The sequence below is a fragment of the Thermaerobacter litoralis genome, assembly GCF_054654595.1.
The window spans coordinates 70172-93771 of record NZ_BAAIES010000004.1 but is presented as its reverse complement, the minus strand read 5'-3'; the positions used below and the strand labels follow the sequence as shown (position 1 = coordinate 93771).

At 74.9% G+C, this 23600-nt stretch carries 17 protein-coding genes; 12 read left to right on the top strand and 5 right to left on the bottom strand.

Going from position 1 to position 23600, the window contains the following annotated elements:
- The first annotated feature begins 43 nt into the window (after positions 1–43).
- The 3 genes from ACYQ02_RS02180 (at position 44) to ACYQ02_RS02170 (ending at position 5238) form a co-directional block, all read left to right on the top strand.
- The gene (locus tag ACYQ02_RS02180; protein ID WP_460038803.1) at positions 44–895 is read left to right on the top strand and encodes an undecaprenyl-diphosphate phosphatase; all 852 of its coding nucleotides are present in this window, start codon (positions 44–46) and stop codon (positions 893–895) included.
- 70 nt (positions 896–965) lie between these two features.
- The gene (locus ACYQ02_RS02175) at positions 966–3785 is read left to right on the top strand and encodes a DNA translocase FtsK (protein ID WP_460038802.1); all 2820 of its coding nucleotides are present in this window, start codon (positions 966–968) and stop codon (positions 3783–3785) included.
- 223 nt (positions 3786–4008) lie between these two features.
- Positions 4009–5238, top strand: coding sequence for a glycosyl hydrolase family 18 protein (locus ACYQ02_RS02170; protein WP_460038801.1), 1230 nt, complete (start codon positions 4009–4011; stop codon positions 5236–5238).
- Positions 5239–5391: 153 nt separating this feature from the next.
- Here ACYQ02_RS02170 and ACYQ02_RS02165 read toward each other — a convergent pair whose 3' ends face one another.
- The 3 genes from ACYQ02_RS02165 to comA form a co-directional block, all read right to left on the bottom strand.
- A complete protein-coding gene (locus ACYQ02_RS02165; protein WP_460038800.1) occupies positions 5392–5535 on the bottom strand; it encodes a hypothetical protein in 144 nt (47 codons plus the stop codon).
- Positions 5536–5596: 61 nt separating this feature from the next.
- On the bottom strand, positions 5597–6613 hold the full coding sequence (locus ACYQ02_RS02160) for a hydroxyacid dehydrogenase (protein WP_460038799.1): 1017 nt from the start codon (positions 6611–6613) through the stop codon (positions 5597–5599).
- A gap of 5 nt (positions 6614–6618) precedes the next feature.
- Positions 6619–7452, bottom strand: a complete 834-nt coding sequence (gene comA / locus ACYQ02_RS02155; protein ID WP_460038798.1) for a phosphosulfolactate synthase — start codon at positions 7450–7452, stop codon at positions 6619–6621.
- Between the two features lie 209 nt (positions 7453–7661).
- On the opposite strand from comA, the gene ACYQ02_RS02150 reads away from it, so the two are divergent.
- The 9 genes from ACYQ02_RS02150 to ACYQ02_RS02110 all read left to right on the top strand — a co-directional run bounded on the left by ACYQ02_RS02150 (position 7662) and on the right by ACYQ02_RS02110 (position 19358).
- Positions 7662–8504 carry an SDH family Clp fold serine proteinase gene (locus ACYQ02_RS02150; RefSeq protein ID WP_460039027.1) on the top strand — a complete coding sequence of 281 codons (843 nt, stop codon included), beginning with the start codon at positions 7662–7664 and terminating at the stop codon, positions 8502–8504.
- Between the two features lie 107 nt (positions 8505–8611).
- Positions 8612–10195, top strand: a complete 1584-nt coding sequence (locus ACYQ02_RS02145; RefSeq protein WP_460038797.1) for a glycosyl hydrolase family 18 protein — start codon at positions 8612–8614, stop codon at positions 10193–10195.
- A gap of 186 nt (positions 10196–10381) precedes the next feature.
- Positions 10382–11521 carry an acyl-CoA dehydrogenase family protein gene (locus ACYQ02_RS02140; RefSeq protein ID WP_460038796.1) on the top strand — a complete coding sequence of 380 codons (1140 nt, stop codon included), beginning with the start codon at positions 10382–10384 and terminating at the stop codon, positions 11519–11521.
- Positions 11522–11688: 167 nt separating this feature from the next.
- Complete coding sequence (locus tag ACYQ02_RS02135; protein ID WP_460038795.1) at positions 11689–12648, top strand: hydroxymethylglutaryl-CoA lyase; 960 nt, start codon at positions 11689–11691, stop codon at positions 12646–12648.
- An 83-nt stretch (positions 12649–12731) separates the two neighbouring features.
- Positions 12732–13991, top strand: coding sequence for a D-alanyl-D-alanine carboxypeptidase family protein (locus tag ACYQ02_RS02130; protein WP_460038794.1), 1260 nt, complete (start codon positions 12732–12734; stop codon positions 13989–13991).
- 33 nt (positions 13992–14024) lie between these two features.
- On the top strand, positions 14025–15317 hold the full coding sequence (asnS, locus tag ACYQ02_RS02125; RefSeq protein WP_460038793.1) for an asparagine--tRNA ligase: 1293 nt from the start codon (positions 14025–14027) through the stop codon (positions 15315–15317).
- 256 nt (positions 15318–15573) lie between these two features.
- A complete protein-coding gene (locus ACYQ02_RS02120; protein WP_460038792.1) occupies positions 15574–16848 on the top strand; it encodes a helix-turn-helix domain-containing protein in 1275 nt (424 codons plus the stop codon).
- A gap of 255 nt (positions 16849–17103) precedes the next feature.
- Positions 17104–18510 (top strand): D-alanyl-D-alanine carboxypeptidase family protein, encoded by a 1407-nt coding sequence (locus ACYQ02_RS02115; protein ID WP_460038791.1) that lies wholly within the window; start codon positions 17104–17106, stop codon positions 18508–18510.
- Positions 18498–19358 (top strand): polysaccharide deacetylase family protein, encoded by an 861-nt coding sequence (locus ACYQ02_RS02110; RefSeq protein WP_460038790.1) that lies wholly within the window; start codon positions 18498–18500, stop codon positions 19356–19358. Before ACYQ02_RS02115 ends, ACYQ02_RS02110 begins: the two co-directional genes overlap by 13 nt.
- Before the next feature lie 169 nt (positions 19359–19527).
- On the opposite strand, the gene ACYQ02_RS02105 is transcribed toward ACYQ02_RS02110, so the two are convergent.
- Positions 19528–20991, bottom strand: a complete 1464-nt coding sequence (locus tag ACYQ02_RS02105; protein WP_460038789.1) for a ribonuclease H-like domain-containing protein — start codon at positions 20989–20991, stop codon at positions 19528–19530.
- Complete coding sequence (locus ACYQ02_RS02100; RefSeq protein ID WP_460038788.1) at positions 20988–23255, bottom strand: DEAD/DEAH box helicase; 2268 nt, start codon at positions 23253–23255, stop codon at positions 20988–20990. The genes ACYQ02_RS02105 and ACYQ02_RS02100 overlap by 4 nt, the downstream gene beginning before the upstream one ends.
- Positions 23256–23600 lie beyond the last annotated feature (345 nt).

The following is a 23600-nucleotide window of genomic DNA, read 5'->3' as shown; positions in this document are numbered from 1 at the left end:
GGCCTTTAAAATGGGGAGAGCGCCACGGTGGGGAGGAGTGGGCGTGGAGCTCTCGCTGTGGAAAGCCGTCGTGCTCGGCGTGGTGCAGGGTTTGACCGAATTCTTGCCCGTTTCCAGCAGCGGCCACCTGGCGGTGGCCGAAGACCTCTTGGGCGTGCACCTGCCGGGCCTCGCCTTTGAGGTGATGGTCCACCTGGGGACCCTGGTGGCCGTCCTGGTGGTCTACGGCGCCGACCTCTGGCAGGCGGCGGCCGGGTTCCTCCGCACGGGGGGCGGGCTGGCCGCGGGCCGGCGGGGTTCAGGGCCGGCGGGGTGGTTCGGGTTCGATCCCGGGACCCGGCTGGGGTGGCTGGTGATCCTGGGGACGATCCCGGCGGCCGTCGCGGGCCTCGCCCTGGAGGATCTCATCGAGGCCGCCTTCGATTCGCCGGTGCTGGTGGCCGTCTTCTGGCTCTTCACGGGGGTGCTCCTGTGGTGGGCCGGCCGGCGCCCGCCGGGCGGGCGGCCCCTGGAGCGGGCGACGCCGGCCGACGCCCTGGTGGTCGGGCTCTTCCAGGCCCTGGCGCTCTTGCCCGGCGTCTCCCGTTCGGGCAGCACCCTCGTCGGGGGTCTGGCCAGGGGCCTGGAGCGGGAGGAGGCGGCGCGGCTGTCCTTCCTCCTCTCGGTGCCGGCGATCCTCGGGGCCGCCGTCCTCCAGCTGCCCGACCTGATGGCGGCGGGGCAGGGCGGTGCCTGGGCGCCCTTGCTGGCGGGGGCGCTGGCGGCGGCCGTCACCGGTTATGCGGCCATCCGCTGGCTGCTGCGCTGGCTGGTGGCCGGGCGGCTGGGCTGGTTTGCATACTACCTGTGGACCGTTGCCATCCTGCTGTTGTTCTACGCGGGCTGGCGTGGTTGAGATCGCGCGGTGGGGGCGTAGGAAACGCCCGGCGGCGGCCGAATAGCCTGTCCAGAGAGGGGGCGGGAAGGTGGCACGGCGCAAGGCGCGGCGGAAGCCGCCAGCGGCAGGGGCGGCCTCCGGCGCGGCGGGCCCGCTGCGGGCGGAGGTGGGCGGCATCCTCCTGCTCATCGCTGCGGCGGCCACCGCCCTGGCCCTGGCGGGCGGACCGGCGGCCGGCGGCGTGGTCGGGGGGCAGCTGGCCGCAGGGCTGCGCTGGTTTCTGGGCCGGGCGGCCTGGGTCCTGCCGCCCCTCATGGTCTGGCGCGCCCTGGGGGCCCTGCTGGCGGCGCCGGCCCTGCGGGCCCCGTCCCGGCAGGCCGGGCTCCTGCTCGCCGTGGTCCTGGCCGCCGTGGCCGTGGCCCGGCCGTGCCCGGACCTCTGGTCCGGCGCTTGCTATCGGGCTGGAGGGGGGCTGGTGGGCACGGCGGCGGGCTGGTTGCTGGCACGGGCCTTCGGGGCCACGGGGGCCCTGGTGGCCTGGGCGGCCTTGGCCGTGCTGGCCTTCCGCCTGATCACCGGCGTCCCCCTGGCGACGCTGGCGGCCCTGGCCGGCCGGGGCGTGGCTGCGGTCCTTGTGCAGCTCCGGGACTGGGCGGCCGCCGCCTTCGTCGCCGGGGACGATGAGGAGGGGCCGGCGCCGGCGGCCCCGGCCGCCCTGGGGGGCGGGGCCGCCGGGTCGGTGGCCGCCGCCCGGGACGAGGGATGGCCCCAACGGGTGGGCGGCCGGCTGGCGGCCGCGGACGCCGGGGCCCTGGCCGGCGGCACCCCGGCGAGCGCCGCCGCGGCGCCTGCCCCGGCCGCAGGGGCGGGCCCGAACCCGCCGGCCGCGACCGGGCCCTCGGGGCGCCGGGGCCCCTGGTGGCATCCCCTGCGCTGGTGGCCCGGTCGCCGCGGCCGGAACGGGGTCCGAGACGGGGTCGCGGGGCCTTTGGGCGCTTCCGTCCGCCCCGGGGCGGGCGCCGCCGGGGAGGCCGGCGACGGGGAGATCGTCCTGCCGGGCTTGGAACGGCTTCTGGAGCGCGCCTTCCAGGACGACCCCGGGGACCCAGAGGAGGCCTCCGGCGCCGGGGGTGAGGCCGAGGCGGGCGGTGTCCCGGCGCGGGGCGGCGCGCCAGCCCTAGACCGGGGGGCAGGTTCGTCCCTGGAAGCGGTGGACGGGGCCGCTGCGGCCCGGGGCGGGGTGGCCGGTGCCGGGCGGCGGGCTGCTGCCGGGGCGGCAGGAGCCGGCGGCCATCCCGAGGTAGTCTCCGCTTCCGGGGCGGCGGCGCCCGGCGCCGGCGAAGGGGTCGACGGGCCTCGGCGCCCGGGCGCGGGCGGGGCTGGGGAGGGGGCCACCGGTGCGGCCACGGCCGGTGGATCGTCCCCGAGCCCGGCGGCTGCCGCCGTGCCGCCGTCCTTCCGCCTGCCGCCGCTGGAGCTTTTGAGCCGGGGCCGGCAGGGTTCCACCGCGCGGCGCCAGCGGGAGATCCTGGAGAAGGCGGCGGTCCTCCAGGAGACCCTGGCCAGCTTCGGCGTCCAGGCGCGGATCGTGGACGTGGCCGTGGGGCCGGCCGTCACCCGCTTCGAGATCGAGCCCGCCCGGGGCGTCAAGGTCAGCAAGATCCAGGCCCTGGCCAGCGACATCGCCCTCAGCCTGGCCGCGCCGGACGTGCGCATCGAGGCGCCGATCCCCGGCAAGGCGGCGGTGGGCATCGAGGTGCCGAACCGGGAAGTGGTCCCGGTCCAGTTGCGGGACGTCCTGGAGACGCCGGAGTTCGCCCGCTCCCGGTCCCGGCTGACGGTGGCCCTGGGCCAGGACATCGCGGGCCAGCCGGTGGTCACCTCCCTGGATAAGCTGGTCCACGTGCTGATCGCGGGGGCCACGGGCTCGGGCAAGAGCGTCTGCATCAACGCCCTGATCGCCAGCCTGCTCTTCAAGGCGCGGCCCGACGAGGTCAAGCTGCTGCTGATCGACCCCAAGGTGGTCGAGCTCAGCGCCTACAACGGCATCCCCCACCTGATCGCGCCGGTGATCACCGACGCCCGCAAGGCGGCCGGCGCCCTGCAGTGGGCGGTGCGGGAGATGGAGCGCCGCTACGAGCTCTTCGCCCGCACGGGGGTGCGCGACGTCACCCGCTACAACCTGCGGGCCCTGGAGCAGGGCGAGGAGCCGCTGCCGCTGATGGTGGTCGTCATCGACGAGCTGGCCGACCTGATGATGGTGGCGCCGGTGGAGGTGGAGGACGCCATCCAGCGCCTGGCCCAGATGGCCCGGGCGTCGGGGATCCACCTGGTGGTGGCGACCCAGCGGCCGTCGGTGGACGTGATCACCGGGGTGATCAAGGCCAACATCCCGTCGCGCATCGCCTTTGCCGTCTCGTCCCAGACCGACTCGCGGGTCATCCTGGACCTGGCGGGTGCGGAGAAGCTGGTGGGGCGGGGCGACATGCTCTTCATGCCCGTCGGCGCCACCAAGCCGGTGCGGGTCCAGGGCGCCTACATCTCGGAGAAGGACCTGGAGGCGGTGCTGGCCTTCCTCCGCCGTCAGGCCCAGCCCGCCTACGACCAGGAGGTCCTGCAGGCGGAGGTCCAGGCGGGCGAGAGCCCCGCCGCCGCCGAAGACGACGACCTGTTCGTCCAGGCGGTGCGGGTCGTCCTGGAGGCGGGCCAGGCCTCGGTCTCCCTGATCCAGCGCCGCCTGCGGGTGGGCTACACCCGGGCCGGACGCCTGATCGACATGATGGAGGAACGCGGCTACATCGGTCCCCACCAGGGGGCCAAGCCGCGCGACGTCCTGATCACCTGGGAGGAGTTCCGGCGGCGCCACGGCGACGCCGGCCTGCCACCCAACATGCCGGCGGGTGGCTAGCCGGGTCGCCGCCGCCCGGCCGCCCGGGCAGGGCCGCCCGCGGCCGGCCGCCGGCGCTCAGCCGCCCGCGCAGGGTTGCCCGCGCCAAGCCGCCCGCGCCCGGCCGCCGGCCGGAACCCAGCCGCCGAAGCCGGTGCCAGTCCTGCGAAACAATGCCTGGTATCGTCTGCCGCCGCGCCCCAGCCTCGCGGCCATACTACGGCCGGAAAGCGAGGTGAGGGTCGTGAAGAACCGGGCATGGGTCTGGGTCCTGGTGGCGGTGCTGGTTGGCGTCGGCATCTGGATGGCGGCCGACGGCGGCCGGGACCGGCTGGCCAAGCCGGGCGCCGACCGCTCCAACGACAACCTCCAGGTGCCGGCCAAACCGGCGCCGCGGGCCAAGGTGCCGGGCCAGCTCTTCATCCTGGGTTTCTACGACGAGACGGAAGAGGCCCGCGGCGAGGACATCCTGGCCACGTTGCGCCGTCACCGCAACCAGATCGAATACCTCTCGCCCTTCTGGTACAGCGTGCGGGCCGACGGGTCCATCGTCGACCGGGCCGACCGGGACCTGCAGGACTTCGCCGGCCGCGAGAACATCAAGCTGATGCCGCTGGTCAACAATTACAAGGGCACCGACGCCTTCCTGCAGGATCCGGCGGCGCGCCGCCGGGCCGTCACCAACCTTGCCAACCTGGTGCGGCAGCACGAATACGGCGGCATCCAGATCGACTTCCAACTGCTGGAGCCCCAGAGCCGGCAGGAGCTGACCACCTTCCTGCGCGAGCTGCGCCAGGCCTTGCCGGAGGACAAGGCGATCACGGTGTCGGTGATCCCCCACCGTCACCAGGAGGACGAGACCCAACACAGCAAGGACGCCTACAGCTACAAGGGCCTCGCCCAGTATGCCCGCATCGTCCTCATGGCCTATGACCGCCACGGCGAGATGACGGGCCCGGGTCCGGTGGCCCCCCTGGACTGGGTCGGGGAGGTGGTCGCTGCAGCCCGGGAGGACGGCGTGCCCGCCGACAAGATCTGGTTGGGCATCCCCGCCTACGGCTACGACTGGGCGGAAAACCAGCAGAAGGCCGTGCCCATCTCCCTGCGGGAGGTCCGGACCCTGACGCGGGCGAAGGACATCCAGGTCCAGCGCAACGCCGACGGCATCCCCCACTTCACCTACGTGGACGACCAGGGGGTCCGGCACACCGTCTGGTACGAGGACGAGGTCTCGGTGGCCCGCAAGGTCCGCCTGGCCCGGCGGCACAACCTGTACGGCGTGGCCATCTGGCGGCTGGGCTACGAGGACGAGCCCTACTGGCGGATGCTGCTGCGGGAAACGGGGCGGACGGGCATGGACATGACGCCGGACCGCAACCGGCAGCGGGAGAGCGAGAACCGGGACGCCGACGAGGACGCCGGCGACATCCAGAAGGGACACCCGGGGAACAATCCCGACGGCAACGGGGGCTGAGACGGACGGGGGCCGAGACGACAACGGGGCCTGATGGCGGCCCGTTCCGGTGGGGCGGTGGAACCCCGCCGCCCGGCGGCGGCTGTAAAGGCAACGGGCGGAGCGCTCCCGCGCTCCGCCCGTTCGTCTGCCCGTTCGTCCCGCCCCGGCCGTTTACCACGTGCGCTTGGGCGGCCGGGTCACGCTCCACATCCAGTAGCCGACGAACAAGACAAATCCCCACGGCAGGATCCAATTGCTCAGGATCGAGAGCAGGGTGACCATGGCGGGCCTCCCGTCGTCAGCGTTCCTCCCCATTCTAGCCCTCCCGCGGTCCGGCCCGCAACGCCCTACCGAAACGTTACACGGATAGTGCCCCTCAGGATGGGGAGCGGCCCAGCGTCCCCAGCGCCGGCGGGAAAGCGGGGTGCAGGGGAGGACGGCCGCCCAGGACCCGCACCACGTCCTCGGCCACGGCCCGGGCGATCCGCGCCTGGGCCTGAACGGTCAGGCCCGCGATGTGGGGCGTCAGCACCACGTTGGGCAGGTCCCGCAGCGGGTCACAGGGGCCCGGCGGCTCCAGGGCCCGCACGTCCAGGGCGGCGCCGGCCAGGTGACCCGAGCGCAAGAGTTCGGCCAGGGCCGCCTCGTCGACCACGCCGCCGCGCCCGGTGACCACCAGGCGCGCCCCCGGTTTGAGGGTGGCCAGCAGGGACCGGTTCAGCAGGCCCCGGGTCTCCGGTCGCAGCGGCAGCAGCACCACCAGATAGTCGCACCAGGGTAGCAGGTCCTCCAGCGGCAGCCAGCGCACCCCCAGCTGGGCCCACTGGGGGTCGTCGGGGCCCCGCCGCGGGTGGAAGGTGGCGACGGCCTCCACCAGGGGTCGCAGCAGCGGGACCAGGGCATGACCGATGCGCCCGAGGCCCAGGATGCCTACCCGGGTCCCGGCCAGCTCGTCCCCCAGGAGGGCCTGGCGCTGCCAGACGCCTGCCGCGCCCATGGCGGTGGCCGCGGGCAGGTGGCGGGCCAGGGCCAGCATCTGGGCCAGGACGAACTCGGCCACGGCCCGGGCGTTGCCCCCCGGCGCGTACACCACGGTGACGCCCCGCCGCGCCGTCGCCTCGCCGTCGATGTTGTCCAGGCCGGCGCCCAGCCGCCCCACCACCCGCAACCGGGGCGCGGCGTCCAGGAGGGGGCCGTCGACCCGGACCTGGTTGCGGACCAGGAGGGCGTCGGCCTGGTGGAGCCGGCGCAGCAGCCGAGCCGGCTCCCGGGCCGCCGCCGGGTCGTAGATCACCCGGCACCCCGCCTGCTCGAGGACCTGGAGCCCCACCGCCGGGCAGAACTCCGCCACCACCACCAGCGGCGCCGCTGCGACGGCCATGTCGCCGGCCATGGCCGTCACCCCTGGGGGAAGCGGACCGCCCGCAGGTCGGGCCGGCTCAGCAGGGCGGCGCGCAGGGTGTCCCCGCGCAGGCCGTGGCGCAACGCCTCCAAGGCCAGCACGTCGGCGGGCTGGACGTTGCCCAGGTTCACGGCGGGACCGAAGCGCAGGATCAGGTCCTGCTGCTGGTGGACCTGGGGCGCCTCGAAGATCAACACGTAGGGATCGGGTAGCCCCCGCACCAGGGCCTCCAGCTCATCCTCGTCGACCCGGCCCTGGGCGTCGTAGATCACGATGCCCTTGCCGGACTCCCGCGCCTCGACGATGACCTTCTCGACCCCGGCCTGGAGGTCGTCCAGCACCTGCTGGTGTAGGCGGAGCGTCGACACCCGATCGGCGGGGTGCTTCTTGCCGACCTCGCTGACCACCCCGAACCCCTCGGCCAGGAGGGCGCGGATCACGTCGCGCCGGACCTCCGGCGCCATGTCGACGGTGCCGTCGGAGACCTCCACGTGGGTGAACCCCACCTCCCGGACGGCCTCGACGAAGGCGCGGAACCGCCCCTGGACCAGGGCGACCTCCAGGAAGGTGCCGCCGGGGTAGACGGCGATGCCCGCCGCCCGGATCCGCTGGACCTTCGCCTTGAGGACCGCCGGCGGGTAGCAGGCGGGCGTGCCGAAGGCCAGCTTCCAGTAATCGATGCAGTGGCCCGCCACCTCCAGAAGATCCTGGGTGGCCGCGGGTCCCAGTCCCTTGTCCAGGATCATGGTCAGGCCGCGGTCGCGGGGCTTGGGCGGGCGGCCCGCCACAGGCGGGGAGACCGCCCCATTCCAGGGCGCAGGCAGGCTCATGGGTCCTCCTCCTCTGCCGCCCGGGCCCGTATCCCGAGCGGCCCGGGCCTTTGCCACGGCCATCCTATGGCGGACCCGCCCGGGCCGTGACGACCCCGCGGCAGCGCCGCGCCGCCTCCCGGATCCGGCTCGCCGGCCGGTCGTTAGAACCGGCGGGGCTCGTGCACACTACAGCCGGCAGGCCCAGGGGCGGCCGGCCGGTGGATGCGATGGACGCCACGATGGGCGCGCTGCTCAGCAACCTGTTCTGGCTCCTCCTAATCGCCTGGTCGCTGTTGCCCTTGTTGCGCCAGCGGCGCATCGCCGAGCGCCGGCTGCAGGTGATCCGGCAGCTGGAACGGGAGCGGGGTTCACGGGTGATCACCCTGATCCACCGCCAGGAGTCCTTGAGCCTTCTCGGCATCCCCTTGACCCGCTACATCACCGTGGACGACTCCGAACAGGTGCTGCGCGCCATCCGCTACACGCCGCCCAACATGCCCATCGACCTGATCATCCACACGCCGGGCGGCCTGGTGCTGGCGGCCGAGCAGATCGCCGAGGCCATCCGGCGGCACCGGGGCCGGGTCACGGTGATGGTGCCCCACTACGCCATGAGCGGGGGCACCTTGATCGCCCTGGCGGCCGACGCCATCTGGATGGACGAGAACGCCGTGCTGGGGCCCGTCGACCCCCAGCTGGGCGGTTACCCGGCGGCCAGCATCCTGGCCGCCATCCGCCAGAAGGGCCCCGACAAGGTGGACGACAAGACCCTGATGCTGGGCGACCTGGCGGAGAAGGCCATCGCCCAGGTGCGCCAGACGGTCCAGCGGCTGCTGGAGGACCGCCTCCCGCCCGACGACGCCCGGCGCATCGCGGAGGCGCTGACCGAGGGCCGCTGGACCCACGACTTCCCCATCGGCTGCGACGAGCTCCGGGCCCTGGGGCTGGAGGTGCGCTGCGAGCTGCCGGACCTGGTGTACCGGCTGATGGAGCTCTACCCCCAGCCCGACGGCCGGCGCCCCTCGGTGCAGTTCATCCCGGTGCCCTATGCCGAGCGGCAGACCCGCTGACGGGTGGCGCGGCCAGCGGCCGGCCACCGGCCACCGGGCACCGGGCCACGGCGGGCGGCCAGGCTCGGCACGGCCCGATCACCAATCCCAGCAAGGGAGGCGATGACGTGGCCACGGAAGGACCGCAGCATCCCGGCGGCGGGGCGGGGAACCGTCCCCCCCAAGGCGCGGCGGCAGGCCCTGCTCCCGGGCGGAGCGGGGACCGGCCGGCCGTGTCCTTCGACCGCGGGACCCCACCGGCCGGCGCAGGCGGCGGCGAGCGGGAAGCCCCGGCGGGCCGGCCGCCGGTATCCTTCGACGCCGGCGAGCCGGGGGGTGGAACCGGCCGCGGCCGCCCGGCCGGAAGCCCGGCGTTGGGCAAGGACGGCGGCGCGGCCCACCGCGAGCCGACGGCGGCGGGCGGCGGCCCGGGTGGAACCGGCGGGCCTCGGGCCGGCGGCGGGGGCAATGGCGGGCCCCGGGGCGGCCCCGGAGGCCCGGCCGGCCCCGGTGGCGGGGACGGGGACGGTCCCGGCGCCTGGGCGCGGCGGGCCGGCGCCGGGATCGGCCGCTGGTGGGGGGACGTGGGCGGCTGGAGCGGCGTCTGGAACAAGCTGCGCACCGACCGGCGGTGGCAGGTGGGCGCCGTGGCGGCCGGCCTGTTCCTCCTGATCCTGGCGACCCTGCCCGGTTCCCCGGGACCCCAGGGCCAGCCGCCCCTGCGCAAGCCCGCCGGGGTGACCCGGCCGGAGGTGCTGGGCTTCTTCGAGAACGGGTGGTCGCCCGTCTTCGGCGACTCCTTCCCCTCGGTGAAGAAGCGGCCCGACCTGATCGACAGCATCAGCCCCTTCTGGTACTCCATCCGCAGCGACGGCAGCCTGTGGCCCCAGGAGATCCGCCAGGAGGTCATCGACTTCGCCCGCCAGCACGACATCCGGCTGATCCCCCTGTTCAACCTGCTCCAGAGCGGGGGCAACGAGGCGGGCTTCCTGGTGGACCCGGCCGCCCGCGGGCGGGCCATCGAGGCCATCGTGCGGGAGGTGCAGGCGCGCGACTACGACGGCGTGAACATCGACTTCGAGCTGTTGCCGCCTGAGGCGGAGCCCCTGATGTCGGACTTCATCCGGGAACTGGACCAGGCGCTGCCCGAGGGCAAGCGGCTGGACATCGCCGCCTTCCCCAAGGTGGACGTGGACCCCTCCGTCCACGGGGGGCACAACTGGAGCGTCTTCGCCCGGCACGCCGACCAGGTCATCCTCATGGCCTACGACCGCCACTACCTGGGCAGCCAGCCTGGGCCGGTCTCCCCCGCCGGGTGGGTGGAGGCGAACATCAAGGAGATGCTCAATGCGGGGATCGCCGGCAACAAGATCCTGCTGGGGGTCGGGGCCTACGGCTACGACTGGCCCGCCGGCGCCGGTCCCGGCAACGAGGCCAACTCGACGCCGGTGCCCCTCTGGCAGGTCAAGCGGATCCTGGAGCGCCACGGCATCCGTCCCCAGTGGGATGCCGAGAGCCAGAACCCCCACTTCACCTACACAGGGGAGGGGGGCCAGCAGCGGGAGATCTGGTACCTGGACGAACGGGTCCTCCAGCAGCGGCTAGGGCTGGTGCGCAAGTACAGCCTGGGAGGAATCGCCATCTGGCGGCTGGGCTATGAGGACGACGCCTTCTGGAACGTGATCGAGAAGGCGTACGGGCCCCGGCGATAGACGGCCATATCCCGGCGGGATCGGACGTCTCGGGGCCTCCCCTGCCCCCGGGGCGCGCCAGCGGGCGGCGGCCGCGGGGCCGCGGCAGGACACCCCCGCTCCTTTCCGAAAGTAGGTATGGAATGGGCACGCCGGCGGGCCTTCGGGCCCGCCCGGCGTGTTGCGATGCGCACGGGGGTGTCGCCCTTGGACTTCGAGCTGTCGGAGCAGCAGCGGCTGGTGCGGGAGATGGTGCGGGACTACGTGGCGCGGCGGATCGCGCCGGGGGCGGCGGAGCGGGACCGGACCGGGGCCTTTCCCGCCGAGCAGTTCCGGGAACTGGGGGAGCTGGGGGTCCTGGGCCTGCCCTTCCCCGAGGAGGTGGGCGGCTCCGGCGGCGATACGGTGTCCTTTGCCATCGCCATCGAGGAGATCGCCCGCGCCTGTGCCTCCACCGCCCTCACCGTGGCGGCCCACGTGTCGCTGGGGTGCACCCCCCTGTACCTGTTCGGCAGCGACGAGCAGAAGGCGCGCTGGCTGGCACCGGCCCTGCGGGGCGAGAAGATCGCCGCCTTTGGCTTGACGGAGCCGGAGGCGGGCTCCAACACGGCGGCCATCCGCACCCGGGCGCGGCAGGACGGCGACCACTGGGTCCTGGAGGGGACGAAGGTCTTCATCACCAACGGCAGCTTCGCCGATTACGTGGTGGTGGCGGCCGTCACCGACCCCGAGGCCGGGCGCGACGGCATCAGCAACATCCTGGTGCCCCGGGAGGCCTCGGGCTGGCGGGCCGTGCGGCGGTACGAGAAGATGGGCCTGCACGCGTCGGACACGGCCGAGCTGGTCTTCGACGGTTGCCGGGTCCCCCTCGATCACCTGGTGGGGGAGCGGGGGAAGGGCCACGAGCAGTTCCTCCGCACCCTGGACGGCGGCCGCATCGGGATCGGCGCCCTGTCGGTGGGCATCGCCCAGGCCTGCCTGGACGCGGCGCTGGAGTACGCCCGCTACCGCCGCCAGTTCGGGCGCCCGATCAGCAAGTTCCAGGCGATCCAGTTCAAGCTGGCCGACCTGGCCACCGAACTGGAGGCGGCCCGCTGGCTGGTGTACCGGGCCGCGTGGCTCAGGGATCAGGGCCGGCCCTACCGCCGGGAGGCGGCCATGGCGAAGCTGTTCGCCTCGGAGCTGGCGGTGCGGGCGGCGCTGGAGGCGATCCAGATCCACGGCGGCGCCGGCTACACCCGGGACTACCCGGTGGAGCGCTACCTGCGGGACGCCAAGCTGATGGAGATCGGGGAGGGGACCTCGGAGATCCAGCGCCTGGTGATCGCCCGGGAGCTGGGCTGCTGATGCGGCGCCGTCGCCGCCCCGCGGGCCGGGCAACGCGGGGTTTTCTAGCCAGCCGTTCCGCTCCGGGCGCCGCGGCGGCGCAGGGGGCCGGGCGACGGGCCGGGAGCCCGGGGCCGGGCGCTGCGGCCGATTCGGGGGGGCCGGCGGGGATGGGAGGGGAGGACACCATGGAGTGGCCCGCTGAGGTCACCGTCCGCGAGGTGGGACCCCGGGACGGGCTGCAGGCGGAAGATCGGATCCTGTCGACGGAGCAGAAGGTCGAGCTGATCGACGCCCTGACGGAGGCCGGGTTCCGCCGCATCGAGGTGACGTCCTTCGTCCACCCGGGCGCCATCCCCCAGCTGGCCGACGCGGAGGCGGTGATGGCCCGCATCCGGCGCCGGCCGGGGGTGATCTACAGCGCCCTGGTGCCCAACCTCCGGGGGGCCGAGCGCGCCCTGGCCTGCGGGGTCGACGAGATCAGCCTGTTCGTCTCCGCCAGCGAGACCCACAACCGCCACAACGTCCGGCGCAGCATTGCCGAGTCGCTGGCGGGGTTCGTCCCGGTGGCGGAGCGGGCCGCGGCGGCGGGGGTCCGGCTCAGCGGCTACGTGGTCACCGCCTTTGGCTGCCCCTACGAGGGGGACGTCCCGGAGGAACAGGTCGAACGCATCGTGGCGGCCTACCGCGATCTCGGCGCGGTGGCCGTGTACCTGGGGGACACCACGGGCATGGCGAACCCCGCCCAGGTGGACCGGCTGGTGCGCCGCCTGAAGGCCCGGTTCCCGGACCTGGAGCTCGGCCTGCACTTCCACAATACCCGGGGGGCGGCGCTGGCCAACGTGGTGGCGGGGTTGCTGGCGGGCGTCACCGTGTACGACGGGGCCGTCGGCGGCCTGGGCGGCTGCCCCTATGCCCCGGGGGCCACGGGCAACGTGGCCAGCGAAGACCTGGTGCACATGCTAGAAGAGATGGGGATCGCCACGGGGGTCGACCTGGACCGGCTGCTGGCCGCCGCCCGCCTGGCCCAGCGCCTCATCGGCCGGGAGCTGCCGGGGTTCGTGCTCAAGGCCGGCAAGCGCAGCGACCTGGTCCGGGCGGTGCGGGCCCGGGAGGCCGGAGAGGGCCAGGCCAGCGGAGGCCGGTGAGGGCGAGGCCCGCGGCGGCCGCCGGCGAGCCGCGACGCAAGGGTGTCCACTTGAGGGTGTCTTAAGGAGGCGAAAGGGTTCCCATGGGGTTCGGTCGGTCGGGCGGCGGCTGCGCCCGGGGGCGGAGGGTCGTCCGGGGAGTGGCCGCGCTGGCTTTGGTCATCGCCGTGCTGGCGGGTGCCCAAGGCGCCGCCGTGCGGGCACAGGAGGGAGCTAACCAGGGAGGGGCTGGCGGGCCAGGCCAGGCGGACCTGAACATCCAGGCCCGCTCGGCCCTCCTGGTCGACGCCACCACGGGCCAGGAGCTCTATGCCCAGAATGCGGACGAGCCCATCCCGCCCGCCAGCCTGGCGAAGATCATGACCCTGGATCTGGTCTTCCACGCCCTGGAGAAGGGGCAGATCGCCCTGGACCAGCAGGTGCCCGTCAGCGAGGCGGCCTGGCGCCTGTCGGTCCAGGCGGGGCTGGGTGGCCCCTCGGCCATGTTCCTGGAGGTCGGCGAGCGGGTCCGCATCGAGGACCTGATCCGGGGCGTGGCCGTCGCCTCGGGCAACGACGCCAGCACCGTGCTGGCGGAGGCGGTGGCGGGCAGCGAGGACGCCTTCGTCCGGATGATGAACGACCACGCCCGGGAGATCGGCATGAAGAACTCGGTCTTCAGCAACGCCCACGGCCTGCCCGGCGGCGAGCAGCACGTCACGGCGCGGGACATGGCGCGGCTGGCGCTGCACGTCCTGGAGGTCCACCCGGACATCCTCAAATACACCCGGCTCAAGTACTTCGAGTGGAAGGACTTCGCGTCCCAGCCCAACTACAACCGCCTGCTCTTCCGCGACCCGCGGGTGGACGGCCTGAAGACCGGCCACCTGGCGGAGGCCGGGTACCACCTGGTGGCCACCGCCAAGGAGGGTGACCGGCGGCTGGTGTCGGTGGTCATGGGGGCCAAGAGCGATGCCTTGCGGGTGGGGGAGAGCCAGCGCCTGCTGGATTACGGCTTCCAGCAGTTCACCAACACCCGGGTGGCCTTCGGCGAGCAAGGCCGGCAGGATGTGCCCGTCTACAAGGGCGCCCGGCCCCAGGTGACGGTGGAACCGGCCGCCCCGCCCGTCGTCACGGTGCCGAAGACCGCGGCAGGGGAGGTGCGCAGCCGGGTCGAGTTGAAGGAGCCTCTCGTCGCCCCGCTGGAGCAAGGGCAGCGGGTCGGCACCCTGACCATCGAGGACGCCCAGGGCCGCGTGCTGCGCCAGGTGCCCCTGGTGACGGCCGAGGCGGTGCCGCGGGGCGGGTTCTTCCGGGTCTTGTGGGACAGCCTGCGGCTGCTGTTCCGCAACCTGTTCGCTTGAGCCGAGGGAGACGGGGAAGGCGGAGGGATGGTCGTGAGGGTCAGCGTGGCCCAGGTGGGCCGGTTCGAAGGCCAGGAGGTGGAACTGGCCGGCTGGGTGTACAACCGCCGGTCCAGCGGTCGCATCGCCTTTCTCTTGCTGCGGGACGGGACCGGGGTGATCCAGTGCGTGATCACCCGGGACCGGGCGGGGGAGCAGGGGCTGGAGGTGTTCGAGACCCTGACCCAGGAGTCATCCTGCCGGGTGCGGGGGGTGGTCCGGGCCGACCGGCGCGCCCCCGGAGGCTACGAGCTGGAGGTCACGGGGCTCGAGCCCGTCCACGTGGCCGAGGACTACCCGATCAAGCTCAAGGAGCACGGCGTCGACTTCCTCATGGACCACCGCCACCTGTGGATCCGCACGCCGCGCCAGAACGCCATCCTGCGGGTGCGGGCGGCGGTCATGCAGGCGGCGGCCGAGATCCTGGCGGACGAGGGGTTCGTCCGGGTCGACGCGCCGATCCTGACGCCCTCGGCCCCGGAGGGGACCACCAGCCTCTTCGAGACCGACTACTTTGGGGAGAAGGCTTATCTCTCCCAGAGCGGCCAGCTGTACATGGAGGCCGCCTGCATGGCCCTGGGCAAGGTGTACTGCCTGGGCCCCACCTTCCGCGCCGAGCAGTCCAAGACGCGGCGGCACCTGCTGGAGTTCTGGATGCTGGAGCCGGAGGCCGCCTTCTTCACCCACGAGGACAACGTGGCCTTGCAGGAGCGGCTGGTCCGCGGCGTGGTGCTGCGGGTCCTGGAGCGGTGCGGGCGGGAGCTGGAGACCCTGGGGCGGGATGCCGAAGCCCTGCGGCGGGAGGTGGAGGAGCCCTTCGCCCGCATCACCTATGATGAGGCCCTGCGCATCCTGGACGAACGCGGCCTGGCGCTGCCCTGGGGCGAGGACTTCGGTGCGCCCCACGAGACGGCCCTCAGCGAGCACTTCGGCCGGCCCGTGTTCGTCGAGCGGTTCCCCACCCGGGTCAAGGCCTTCTACATGGAACCCGACCCCCAGCGCCCCGAGGTGGCCCTGTGCGCCGACCTGCTGGCCCCGGAGGGGTACGGGGAGATCATCGGCGGCAGCCAGCGCATCAGCGACCTGGAGCTTTTGCTGCGGCGCATCGACGAGCACGGCCTGAGCCGGGCAGCGTTGGAGTGGTACGTGGACCTGCGGCGGTACGGGTCGGTGCCCCATGCGGGCTTCGGCCTGGGCATCGAGCGGACGGTGGCCTGGATCTGCGGCCTTGAGCACGTCCGGGAGGCGATCCCCTTCCCGCGGCTGTTGAACCGGCTGTATCCCTGACGGGCCGGGGCGACGCGGCCTGCGCCGGGGTGGGCGGCCCGCGCCGGGGCGGGCGGCCCGCGGCGGGGTGGGCGGCCCGCGGCGCCGCCGCGGGCAGGGCGGGGTGAAAGGCGCGGGGCGGGCCGGGTGCCCGGGGCGCGTCCCGTCCCGGGGGTGACGCCGGCGGCGGGCCCGGGGGGACGGGCGGATCGGGCAGGCGGGATGCGAGAGGCCGACGGCCGGATCGTCCGGACGGTCGCGGTACGGGGGTGATGGGGTGACCCTGGAGGAGATCGGGCGCCGGCTGCGGGAGGCCCGGGAGCGCAAGGGGCTGACCCTCCACGACGTTCAGGTGGCCACCAAGATCCGGCGCAAGTACCTGGAGGCCCTGGAACGGGGCGACGACACCGAGCTGCCGCCGGAGGTCTACACGCGGGGCTTCATCCGGGCCTACGCGAGCCTGGTCGACCTGGACGGCATGGAGCTGGCCCGCGCCTACAGTGAATGGAAGCAGGGCCGCGGGGCGGGCGCTGCGGCGGCGGGCGCGCCGGCGGGAGCCGCCGGTCCCGGCGCCGGCGCAGAACCGGCGACGGGGTGGGACGAACCGGCGGGGTGGGGCGAACCCGATGCGGCCCCGGCGGAGGAAGCCGGGCCCCGGGCGCCCGCCGGTCGCCGGCCCGGAGAAGGGGGCACCGAGATCCCGAGCGCCTCCGCCGGGGCCGGGGCTGCCCGGGGAGCCGGTGCCCGGCCTGGACAAGAGCCCCCTGGGCCTGGGCCCTTGCCGCCCGCCGGGCGCCGGGCGGGGGGCGGCAACGGCCGACGCCCAAGCCGGCCCGAGCCGGCTCCGTGGCCTTCGCCGCCGCTGGTGGCCCCTGCCCGCGCGCCCCGGGCCGGCGGCCGGGCGGGGGGCGGCCCCCGGGCCCTGGGCGGCACGGGCCGCCACGAGCGGCGGTGGGGGCGGTGGCTGGCCGGGCTGGCCGGCCTGGCCGCCGTCATCGCCCTGGTCCTGTACCTGGCCGGTGCCCCCGAGGCGCCGCCGGGGGGCCGGCCGCCGGCGGGGACCGGCCTGCAGGGGGAGGCCCCTGGCGGGCAGGCGCCGGCCCCGGGTCCAGGCGGGGGCGGGGCGGGGGCGCCGGGCGGCGCCGGCACCGAACCCCAGCCGCCGGCGGAAGAGCCAGCCGCCGAACCGCCCGCCCCCCAGGTGACGGTGCGCCGGGACGGAGCCGACGTCTACTACGCGATCCGGCTGGCCGCCCCGGGTCCCGGCGGCACCCCCGCGCCCGGGGGTGGCGGCGACGGGACGACCGTCACCCTGGAGGCCCGCGAGCGCGTCTGGGTCCGGGTCCGCGACGCCGGCGGGCAGGTCCTCCTGGAGCGGCTGATGCAGCCCGGCGACCGGGAGCAGGTGCCCCTGGGCGAGGGCCTGGTGATCCGGGCCGGGTATCCCCGGGGCCTTGGCTTGACCCTGGCCGGGACGCCGCTGGAGGTACCGGACGAGGAATCGCCCTTGAACCTGCACCTCGAGCCCGTCACCGGCCCGGCTGCCCCCTGAGGCCGCCCGAGGCCCGCGGGAGCCGGGCCGGGGCCGGTCTAGCGCTGGGCTGGCCCCCATACCCATGGGGCGGGAGCACCCCGTGGGGAGGCGGGCAGCGTGACCCGGATTCCGATCCATCGCGTCGGCGGACGGTGCGGCGGGAGGACCCCGTTCCCGGCCGCGGAGCCGGGGGCCGGCGGGCCGGCGGGCCGCCGGCCCCGAGCCCGCCGGTTCCACCGGCCGGAGGCGGCCAGCCGGTGGGGGCGGCCGCCCGTGGGGCGATCCCGCCGCGCCTGCCGCAGCGGGGGGCCCGGGGCGGCCGGGTGGCCCGGTCGCCGGGTGGTGGCCCTCGGCCTGATGGCGGCCCTGTTGTTCCTATTTGTTCCGGCGGGCACCGCCCGGGGGGCCGGCTTCTGGCCGGGTCCACCGGCCGTCGGGCCCGTCGAACCGGCCCCGGCCCTGCCGCTCTCCATCGCCGGGGCCGGTGCCGCCGTGGAGACGCCCTGGGGCACGGAGCCGGCTCTGGGGCCCGCCGGCGGCGGGGGCCGCCCCGGAACGGCGGGTGGAGCCGCGGCAGCCTTGCCGGCATCCGCTGGCCAGCAGGCCGTTCCGGAAGGGGTGGCTCCCCTGTGGCGCAGCGTGGTGGCGCCTCCCCCGGCCATCGACGCTGCCGCCGCCGTCTTGATGGATGCCGCTAGCGGCCAGGTCCTCTACGCCCACAACCCCCACCAGCGGCGGGCCCCGGCCAGCACGACCAAGATCCTGACGGCCATCGTCGCCCTGGAGTTCGGCAACCTGGACGACGTGGTCACGGTGAGCGAGCACGCCGCCTCCACCGAAGGGTCCACGATGGACCTGGTGGCGGGCGAGCGCTATACCCTGCGGGAGCTGCTGTGGGGCCTGATGCTGGAATCGGGCAACGACGCCGCCGTGGCCATCGCCGAGCACATCTCCGGCAGCGAGGCGGCCTTCGCCCGCCTGATGAACGACACGGCGCGGCGCCTGGGCCTCCGGGACACCCACTTCACCAACCCCCACGGCCTCCACGACCCTGCCCACTACACCACGGCCTACGACCTGGCGGTGATGACCCGCTACGCCCTGGCCAACGACTACTTCGCCCGGCTGGTCTGCCAGCCCGAGAAGGTCCTCTGCCGAGGCGACGGGGACTGGGTGCGCATCCTCGCGTCCACCAACCGGCTGCTCTGGTACCACGAGTGGATCCGGGGCGTGAAGACGGGCACGACCAACGCGGCCGGCCCGTGCCTGGTGAGCTCCGGCGAGCAGGGTGGGCGCCGGCTGATCGCCGTGGTCCTCGACTCGGGTGACCGCTGGGCCGACAGCGAGGCCCTGCTGGAGTGGGGGTTCGACCAGTTCGCCCCGGCCCAGGGCGGCCGCGCAGGGGACGAGGTGGGCCAGGTGGCGGTGGAGGGCGGTCGCCGCCCCCGGGTGGAGGTGGTGCTGGGGGAGGACCTGTCGGCCCTGGTGCCGCCGGCCTTGGTCCCGCGGGTGCAGCGGGTGGTCCAGCTCCCCCGCCGGGTCGAGGCGCCGGTCGCCCCGGGCCAGCGCCTGGGCACCGCCGCCCTGGTGCTGGACGGCGTGCCCCTGGCCCGCACCGCCCTGGTGGCGGCCGCAGGGGTGGACCTGGCCCCCTGGTGGCGCCGCTGGTGGCCCTGGTGAAGGCGGCACCGGAGGAGGAGGGAGGAACCATGTTCATCGCCCTGGGCCGGGCGGGCCGCGCCTGGCTGGTCGCCCTGGCCGGGCTAGCGGCGATCCTCGGTCTGGCCCGGCTCACCCTCCCCTGGGAGCGGTCCCCCATCCCGGGACCCCAGCTCCCCGCCGGCCGGCCGGCGGTCGCGCCACCCGCCGGGACTGCCGGGAAGGCCGTGGTACGGGTCCCCGCGGAGGCCGCCGGCCCGCGGGTGGCCCTGACCTTCGACGTCCTGGAGGGCGATACCGTCGTCGTGCAGGTGCTGGACCTGCTGGCAGGGCGCCGGGTGCCGGCCACCTTCTTCGTCACCGCCCCCTGGGCCCGGGCCCATCCGGACCTGGTGCGGCAGATGGTCGCGGCCGGCCACGAGGTGGCCCTGCGCGAGGCTCCCGGGCCCCAGGCGGGGGCCCTGCTGGACGGGGAGGCGGCGCCCGGCCAGGGGGTCGCGCCCCAGCGCTGGCAGGAAGACGCGGCCGCCCTGGCCCGCCTGACCGGCCGGGCCGTCCGGTTCGTGCGGCCCGCCTGGACCGGCCTCTGGGACCCCGCGGGGGGCGGGCCGGTGCCGGAGGGGCTGGAGGTCGCCGGGGGGCTCCAGCCCGTCCTGTGGAGCCTCGACCTGCAGGACTGGATGAACCCCGGGGTCGACTACGTGGTCCATCGCGCCCGGATGGCGCGGCCGGGCGACATCCTGCTCCTACAGGCCAGCGACTTTGCGCGCCAGACGCCGCGGGCCTTGTTGCGGGTCCTGGACGCCCTGGCCGAGGCGGGCCTTAAGCCCTCACCCCTCGGGGCGCTGCTGGCGCCGGAAGCGCCATGAACCGGCGGCGCCATGGGCGGCGCACCGATCGGGGCTGGGTGCGGGGCGGGCCGCACCCGGCGTGCCGCCCCACCCGCTTACCGGCCCGCCTGGCGGCATGGCAGGCCGGCGGCACGGCCGACCGGTGCCAACCCTGCGGCGGGCGGCGACCGGCGGGTGAGCGGGCGGCTTACAGGGCGCGGGCCTGGCGGTGGCCGCCTGCCGCCAGGCGCCCCTCCAGCTGCTCCATCCGCCGGCCCAGCGGACCCGGGGGAAGGGCCGCTGCCGCCCCGGACGATCCAGCCCCACCGGCCTGCCCGGCCGCCGGACCCGCCTTGGCGGTTGCCGGGGCCACCCGCCACAGCCGGCGTCGCCGCTCCCAGAGCCGCCGGGCTTCGGCCAGGCTGTGGGCCGCCCGCTCCCGGTCGCCCAGCTGGAGCCACAGCTCGGCCAGGTCCAGCCAGGGCTCGATGGGAGCCAGGGGGTGATGGGCGTCGCAGAGGGCCGCCAGCAGGGCAACGGCCTCCGCCCACCGCTTCTGGCGGCGGTAGAGGGGGACGAGGCGCCGGGCGATGGCGCTGACCGCGGCCCGGCCGGAGGCCAGGGCGAGGGCCCGTTCATACCAGGCGACGGCGACCGCGCCGTCCACCCGTTCCCACTCCCGGCCGGCGGCCAGGGCCTCCTCCCACCGGACGGCCCGGGCCGGGCCGCCCGCCAGCCAGCCGCCCACCCGGGCGGTGATCCCCACCAGGGACAACAGGTCCAGGCGGTTGTGCCGGAGGACAGGCGCCAGGATGGACAGGGCCTCCGCCGGCGGGGACCCCGCGGCACCGGAGGCCGCATGCAGGAAGTCGGCGAAGCGGGCGGGGATCTCCGCGCCGGCCACGTCCCCCCGGCGGGTGAAGCCCAGCAGCCGCTGCTCCAGGGCCCGCAGGTTCACCCGCCGGCCCGGTGCCGCCCAGAGCCGCCGGGCCGGGTACAGCAGGTCGAAGTGGGCGCGGAGGGCGGGCGGATCCTCCCGGTTCCACCGCCAGCGGGTCTCCAGCATGGGCCAGTCGAACCCCCGGCCGTTGAAGGTCACCAGCCAGGGCCGTTCCACCACCCGGCGGGCCAGGGCGGCTAGCCAGCCCCGTTCCGTGCCGGGCTCCAGGTCCGGGATCAACAGCTGCTCCACGTGGAGGGCCGGCCGGCCACCGCCCCCGGGCGCGGGCCCGAACCAGGCCAGGCCGGCCAGAAAGGGCCGGTGGCCCGCGGCCACCGCCAGGCCGGTGGTCTCCAGGTCGAGGAAGAGCAGGCTCCCGGGCCCGGGCGGCACCGGCTGGCGCCGCCCGGCGGGCCCGGCCACGGCAGCGAGAAGCGCCAGCGAGCGCTCCAGGGCGGCCCACCAGGTCCCCGGATCCTCCCGCCCATGGACGAAATCCGCCGGGTACACCGTCCGCCACGACCAGGCGGGGCCGGCCCCGGTGGCCACGGGGACGAACGGGCCAGGAGCCCCGTCCCCCGCCTTCGCCGGATCCAGAGGCTCTTCCGTCTCCGGCGGCCCGGCGGGCGCCCCTTCCCGGTCCGGCGGCGCGGAGGCCCGGGCCTTGAGGACCAGCCGCCCTGCGGCCTTGAGGGCCCGCAGCTCCTCGAGCCGGTCCTTGCCCGCGCTCATGCCCGGGCCGCCTCCCCGACCAGCTGCTCCAGCAGCCGGCGGGCGGCCGCCTTGGCCCCCGGCCCGCTCTCCGTCTCGGGCCCGGTGCAGGCGGGACAGCCCGCCTCGCAGGGGCAGGCGTCGATGGCCTCGGCCGCCGCCTGCCAGAGCAGGGGCAGGATGTCGTAGGCCTTGTCGGCCAGGCCGACCCCGCCGGGGTAGGCGTCGTAGAGGAACAAGGTCGGCCGCCCGGTGAAGGGCGAGCGCAGCTGGGCCACGGTCCCCAGGTCCCGGCGGTCGCAAAGCAGGTACAGCGGCGCCAGGTGCCCCAGCAGGTGGGCCAGCCCCTGCAGGCCGGCCTGGAGGACCGACGGGTCCATGCCGGCCGGTTCCTCCGTCAAGGCGACCCAGCAGGCGGCGGTGTGCATCTCCAGCTCCGGCAGGTGGATCCGGCCCCAGCCCACGTTCTCGTGGGTGAAGAGCTTGATCTTCTTGAACAGGGTGGCCCGGGCGATGACGGCCACCTCCCCCCGGGCGGCCTCGCCGCCGGGCACCGGGCGGGCGGCGAAGCAGTCCAGCACCTTCAGGTCGACCGCCAGGTGGGCGTCGGTGTAATAGTCCACCCGCACCGGCCGCACGTAGGCCTTGTTCTCGGCGAAGTCCAGCCGCTCCACCTGATACTGTTGCCCCTCGTGGATGTAGATCGCCTGCTCGTGGACCAGCAGGGGCGCGGAGAAGCGGTCGACCTCCCCGATCACCCGGGCTCCCCGGCTGGTGTCGATGATGACCACGTTCTCCTCCGCGGCGGAGCGCAGGCTGATCTCGTGGGCGGGGAAGGTGTCGCTGATCCAGTGCCACCGGTCGCCGGACCGGTGAACCAGCCCCTGCTCCTCCAGGAAGGTCAAGACGTCGTCCACCGGCTGGTCGCCGAAGCGCTCGCCGCTCTGAAAGGGCAGCTCGAAGGCCGCGCACTGGATGTGGCTGACCAGGATGTACAGGTTGTCGGGATGGATGAACGCGGCCTCCACCGGCTGCTCGAGCAAGAAGCGGGGGTGGCGGGCGATGTACTGGTCGAGGGGGCTCGACGAGGCGACCAGGACCGCCACCGCCCCCTCGTGGCGACGGCCGGCCCGGCCCGCCTGTTGCCAGAAGCTGGCCACGCTGCCGGGATAGCCCGCCAGCACCGCCGCTTGCAGGGCGCCGATGTCGATCCCTAGCTCCAGGGCGTTGGTGGCCACCACGCCCAGGACCTCCCCCGAGCGCAGGCCGCGCTCGATCTCCCGGCGCTGGTTGGGCAGGTAGCCGCCGCGGTAGCCCCGCACCCGGTCGGCCTGGCCGCCCAGGGCATGGCGCAGGTAGGTGAGCAACACCTCCACCGCCAGCCGGCTGCGGGCGAAGACGATGGTGGGGATCCCGTTCTTGAGGAACCGCTCCGCCCAGCGCCGGGCCTCCTGCAGGACGCTGCGGCGGATGCCCAGCTGGGCGTTGACCACCGGCGGGTTGTAGACGATCAGGTGGCGCTCGCCCCGGGGAGCCCCGTTCTCGGCGACGACCCGCACCGGCCGGCCCAGGAGCCGCGTGGCATGGTCGCCCGGATTGCCGATGGTGGCCGAACAGGCGACGATCCGCGGCCGGGCGCCGTAGAAGGCGCAGATGCGGAAGAGCCGGCGCAGGACGTTGGCCACGTGGCTGCCGAAGACCCCCCGGTAGTGGTGGAGCTCATCCACGACGACGTACTCCAGGTTCTCAAAGAGGTTGACCCAGCGTGTATGGTAGGGGAGGATGCCCGCGTGCAGCATGTCGGGATTGGTGATGACCACCTGGCCTGCGGCCCGGATGGCCCGGCGCGCCGCCTCCGGCGTGTCCCCGTCGTAGGTGTAGGCCTTCAGGTCCAGCCCCAGCTGGTCGATGGCCTCTTGCAAGGCCGCGTACTGGTCCTGGGCCAGCGCCTTGGTGGGGAAGAGGAAGAGGGCCCGGGCCGAGGGCCGCTCCAGCATGCGCTGCAAAACGGGCAGGGTGTAGCACAGGGTCTTGCCTGAGGCGGTGGGGGTCACCACCACCACGTCCTCCCCGGCCAGGCTGGCGGCCACGGCCTCCGCCTGGTGGCTGTAAAGCTGCCCGATGCCCCGGTCCTGCAGCCACGCCACCAGCCGCGGGTCGAGGGCGGCGGGCGGCGGTGCGTAACGGCCCGGATGGGCTGGTTCCACCTCCCAGGCCTGGATGCCCTGGACCCAGGCGGGTTCGGTGCGCAACTGGTCCAGCACCTGGCGCAGGTTCAACGGCACGGGGGCCACCTCCAGCGAATACCTGTTCGCTGCCCGAGGCGGCATCCCTGCCTCTGAAAGCCCGGGCCCGGTGCCGGGGCGCGGCCGCAGCCGCCGGGCCGAACACCGGAGGCCCACCGGGGGCCCACCGGGGAGGCCCACCGGCCGGCAGCGAGGTCTGGACCCGGTGGCCCGCCGGCTGGGGGACACCGGGGGCTCGGGCCCCGGCCCCGGGCAGGCTTCCCCCCGCCCCCGGCGAAGAATGGGATGACACCGGGCTGCGGGTGCGGCGGTCCGCTGCGCGGGGCGTCCTGGCCGGAGCCCGGGACCGCGGCCGGCGGCCGGGTGCCCCGTTGCCCGCCGGGC

What these genes read in the sequence shown, in the direction of transcription:
- comA (WP_460038798.1), bottom strand. Translation starts at nt 7,452, where the DNA reads ATGAGCCTGCCTGCGCCCTGGAATGGGGCGGTCTCCCCGCCTGTGGCG.
- ACYQ02_RS02150 (WP_460039027.1), top strand. Translation starts at nt 7,662, where the DNA reads ATGGACGCCACGATGGGCGCGCTGCTCAGCAACCTGTTCTGGCTCCTC.
- ACYQ02_RS02165 (WP_460038800.1), bottom strand. Translation starts at nt 5,535, where the DNA reads ATGGGGAGGAACGCTGACGACGGGAGGCCCGCCATGGTCACCCTGCTC.
- ACYQ02_RS02135 (WP_460038795.1), top strand. Translation starts at nt 11,689, where the DNA reads ATGGAGTGGCCCGCTGAGGTCACCGTCCGCGAGGTGGGACCCCGGGAC.
- ACYQ02_RS02105 (WP_460038789.1), bottom strand. Translation starts at nt 20,991, where the DNA reads ATGAGCGCGGGCAAGGACCGGCTCGAGGAGCTGCGGGCCCTCAAGGCC.
- ACYQ02_RS02160 (WP_460038799.1), bottom strand. Translation starts at nt 6,613, where the DNA reads ATGGCCGGCGACATGGCCGTCGCAGCGGCGCCGCTGGTGGTGGTGGCG.
- ACYQ02_RS02130 (WP_460038794.1), top strand. Translation starts at nt 12,732, where the DNA reads ATGGGGTTCGGTCGGTCGGGCGGCGGCTGCGCCCGGGGGCGGAGGGTC.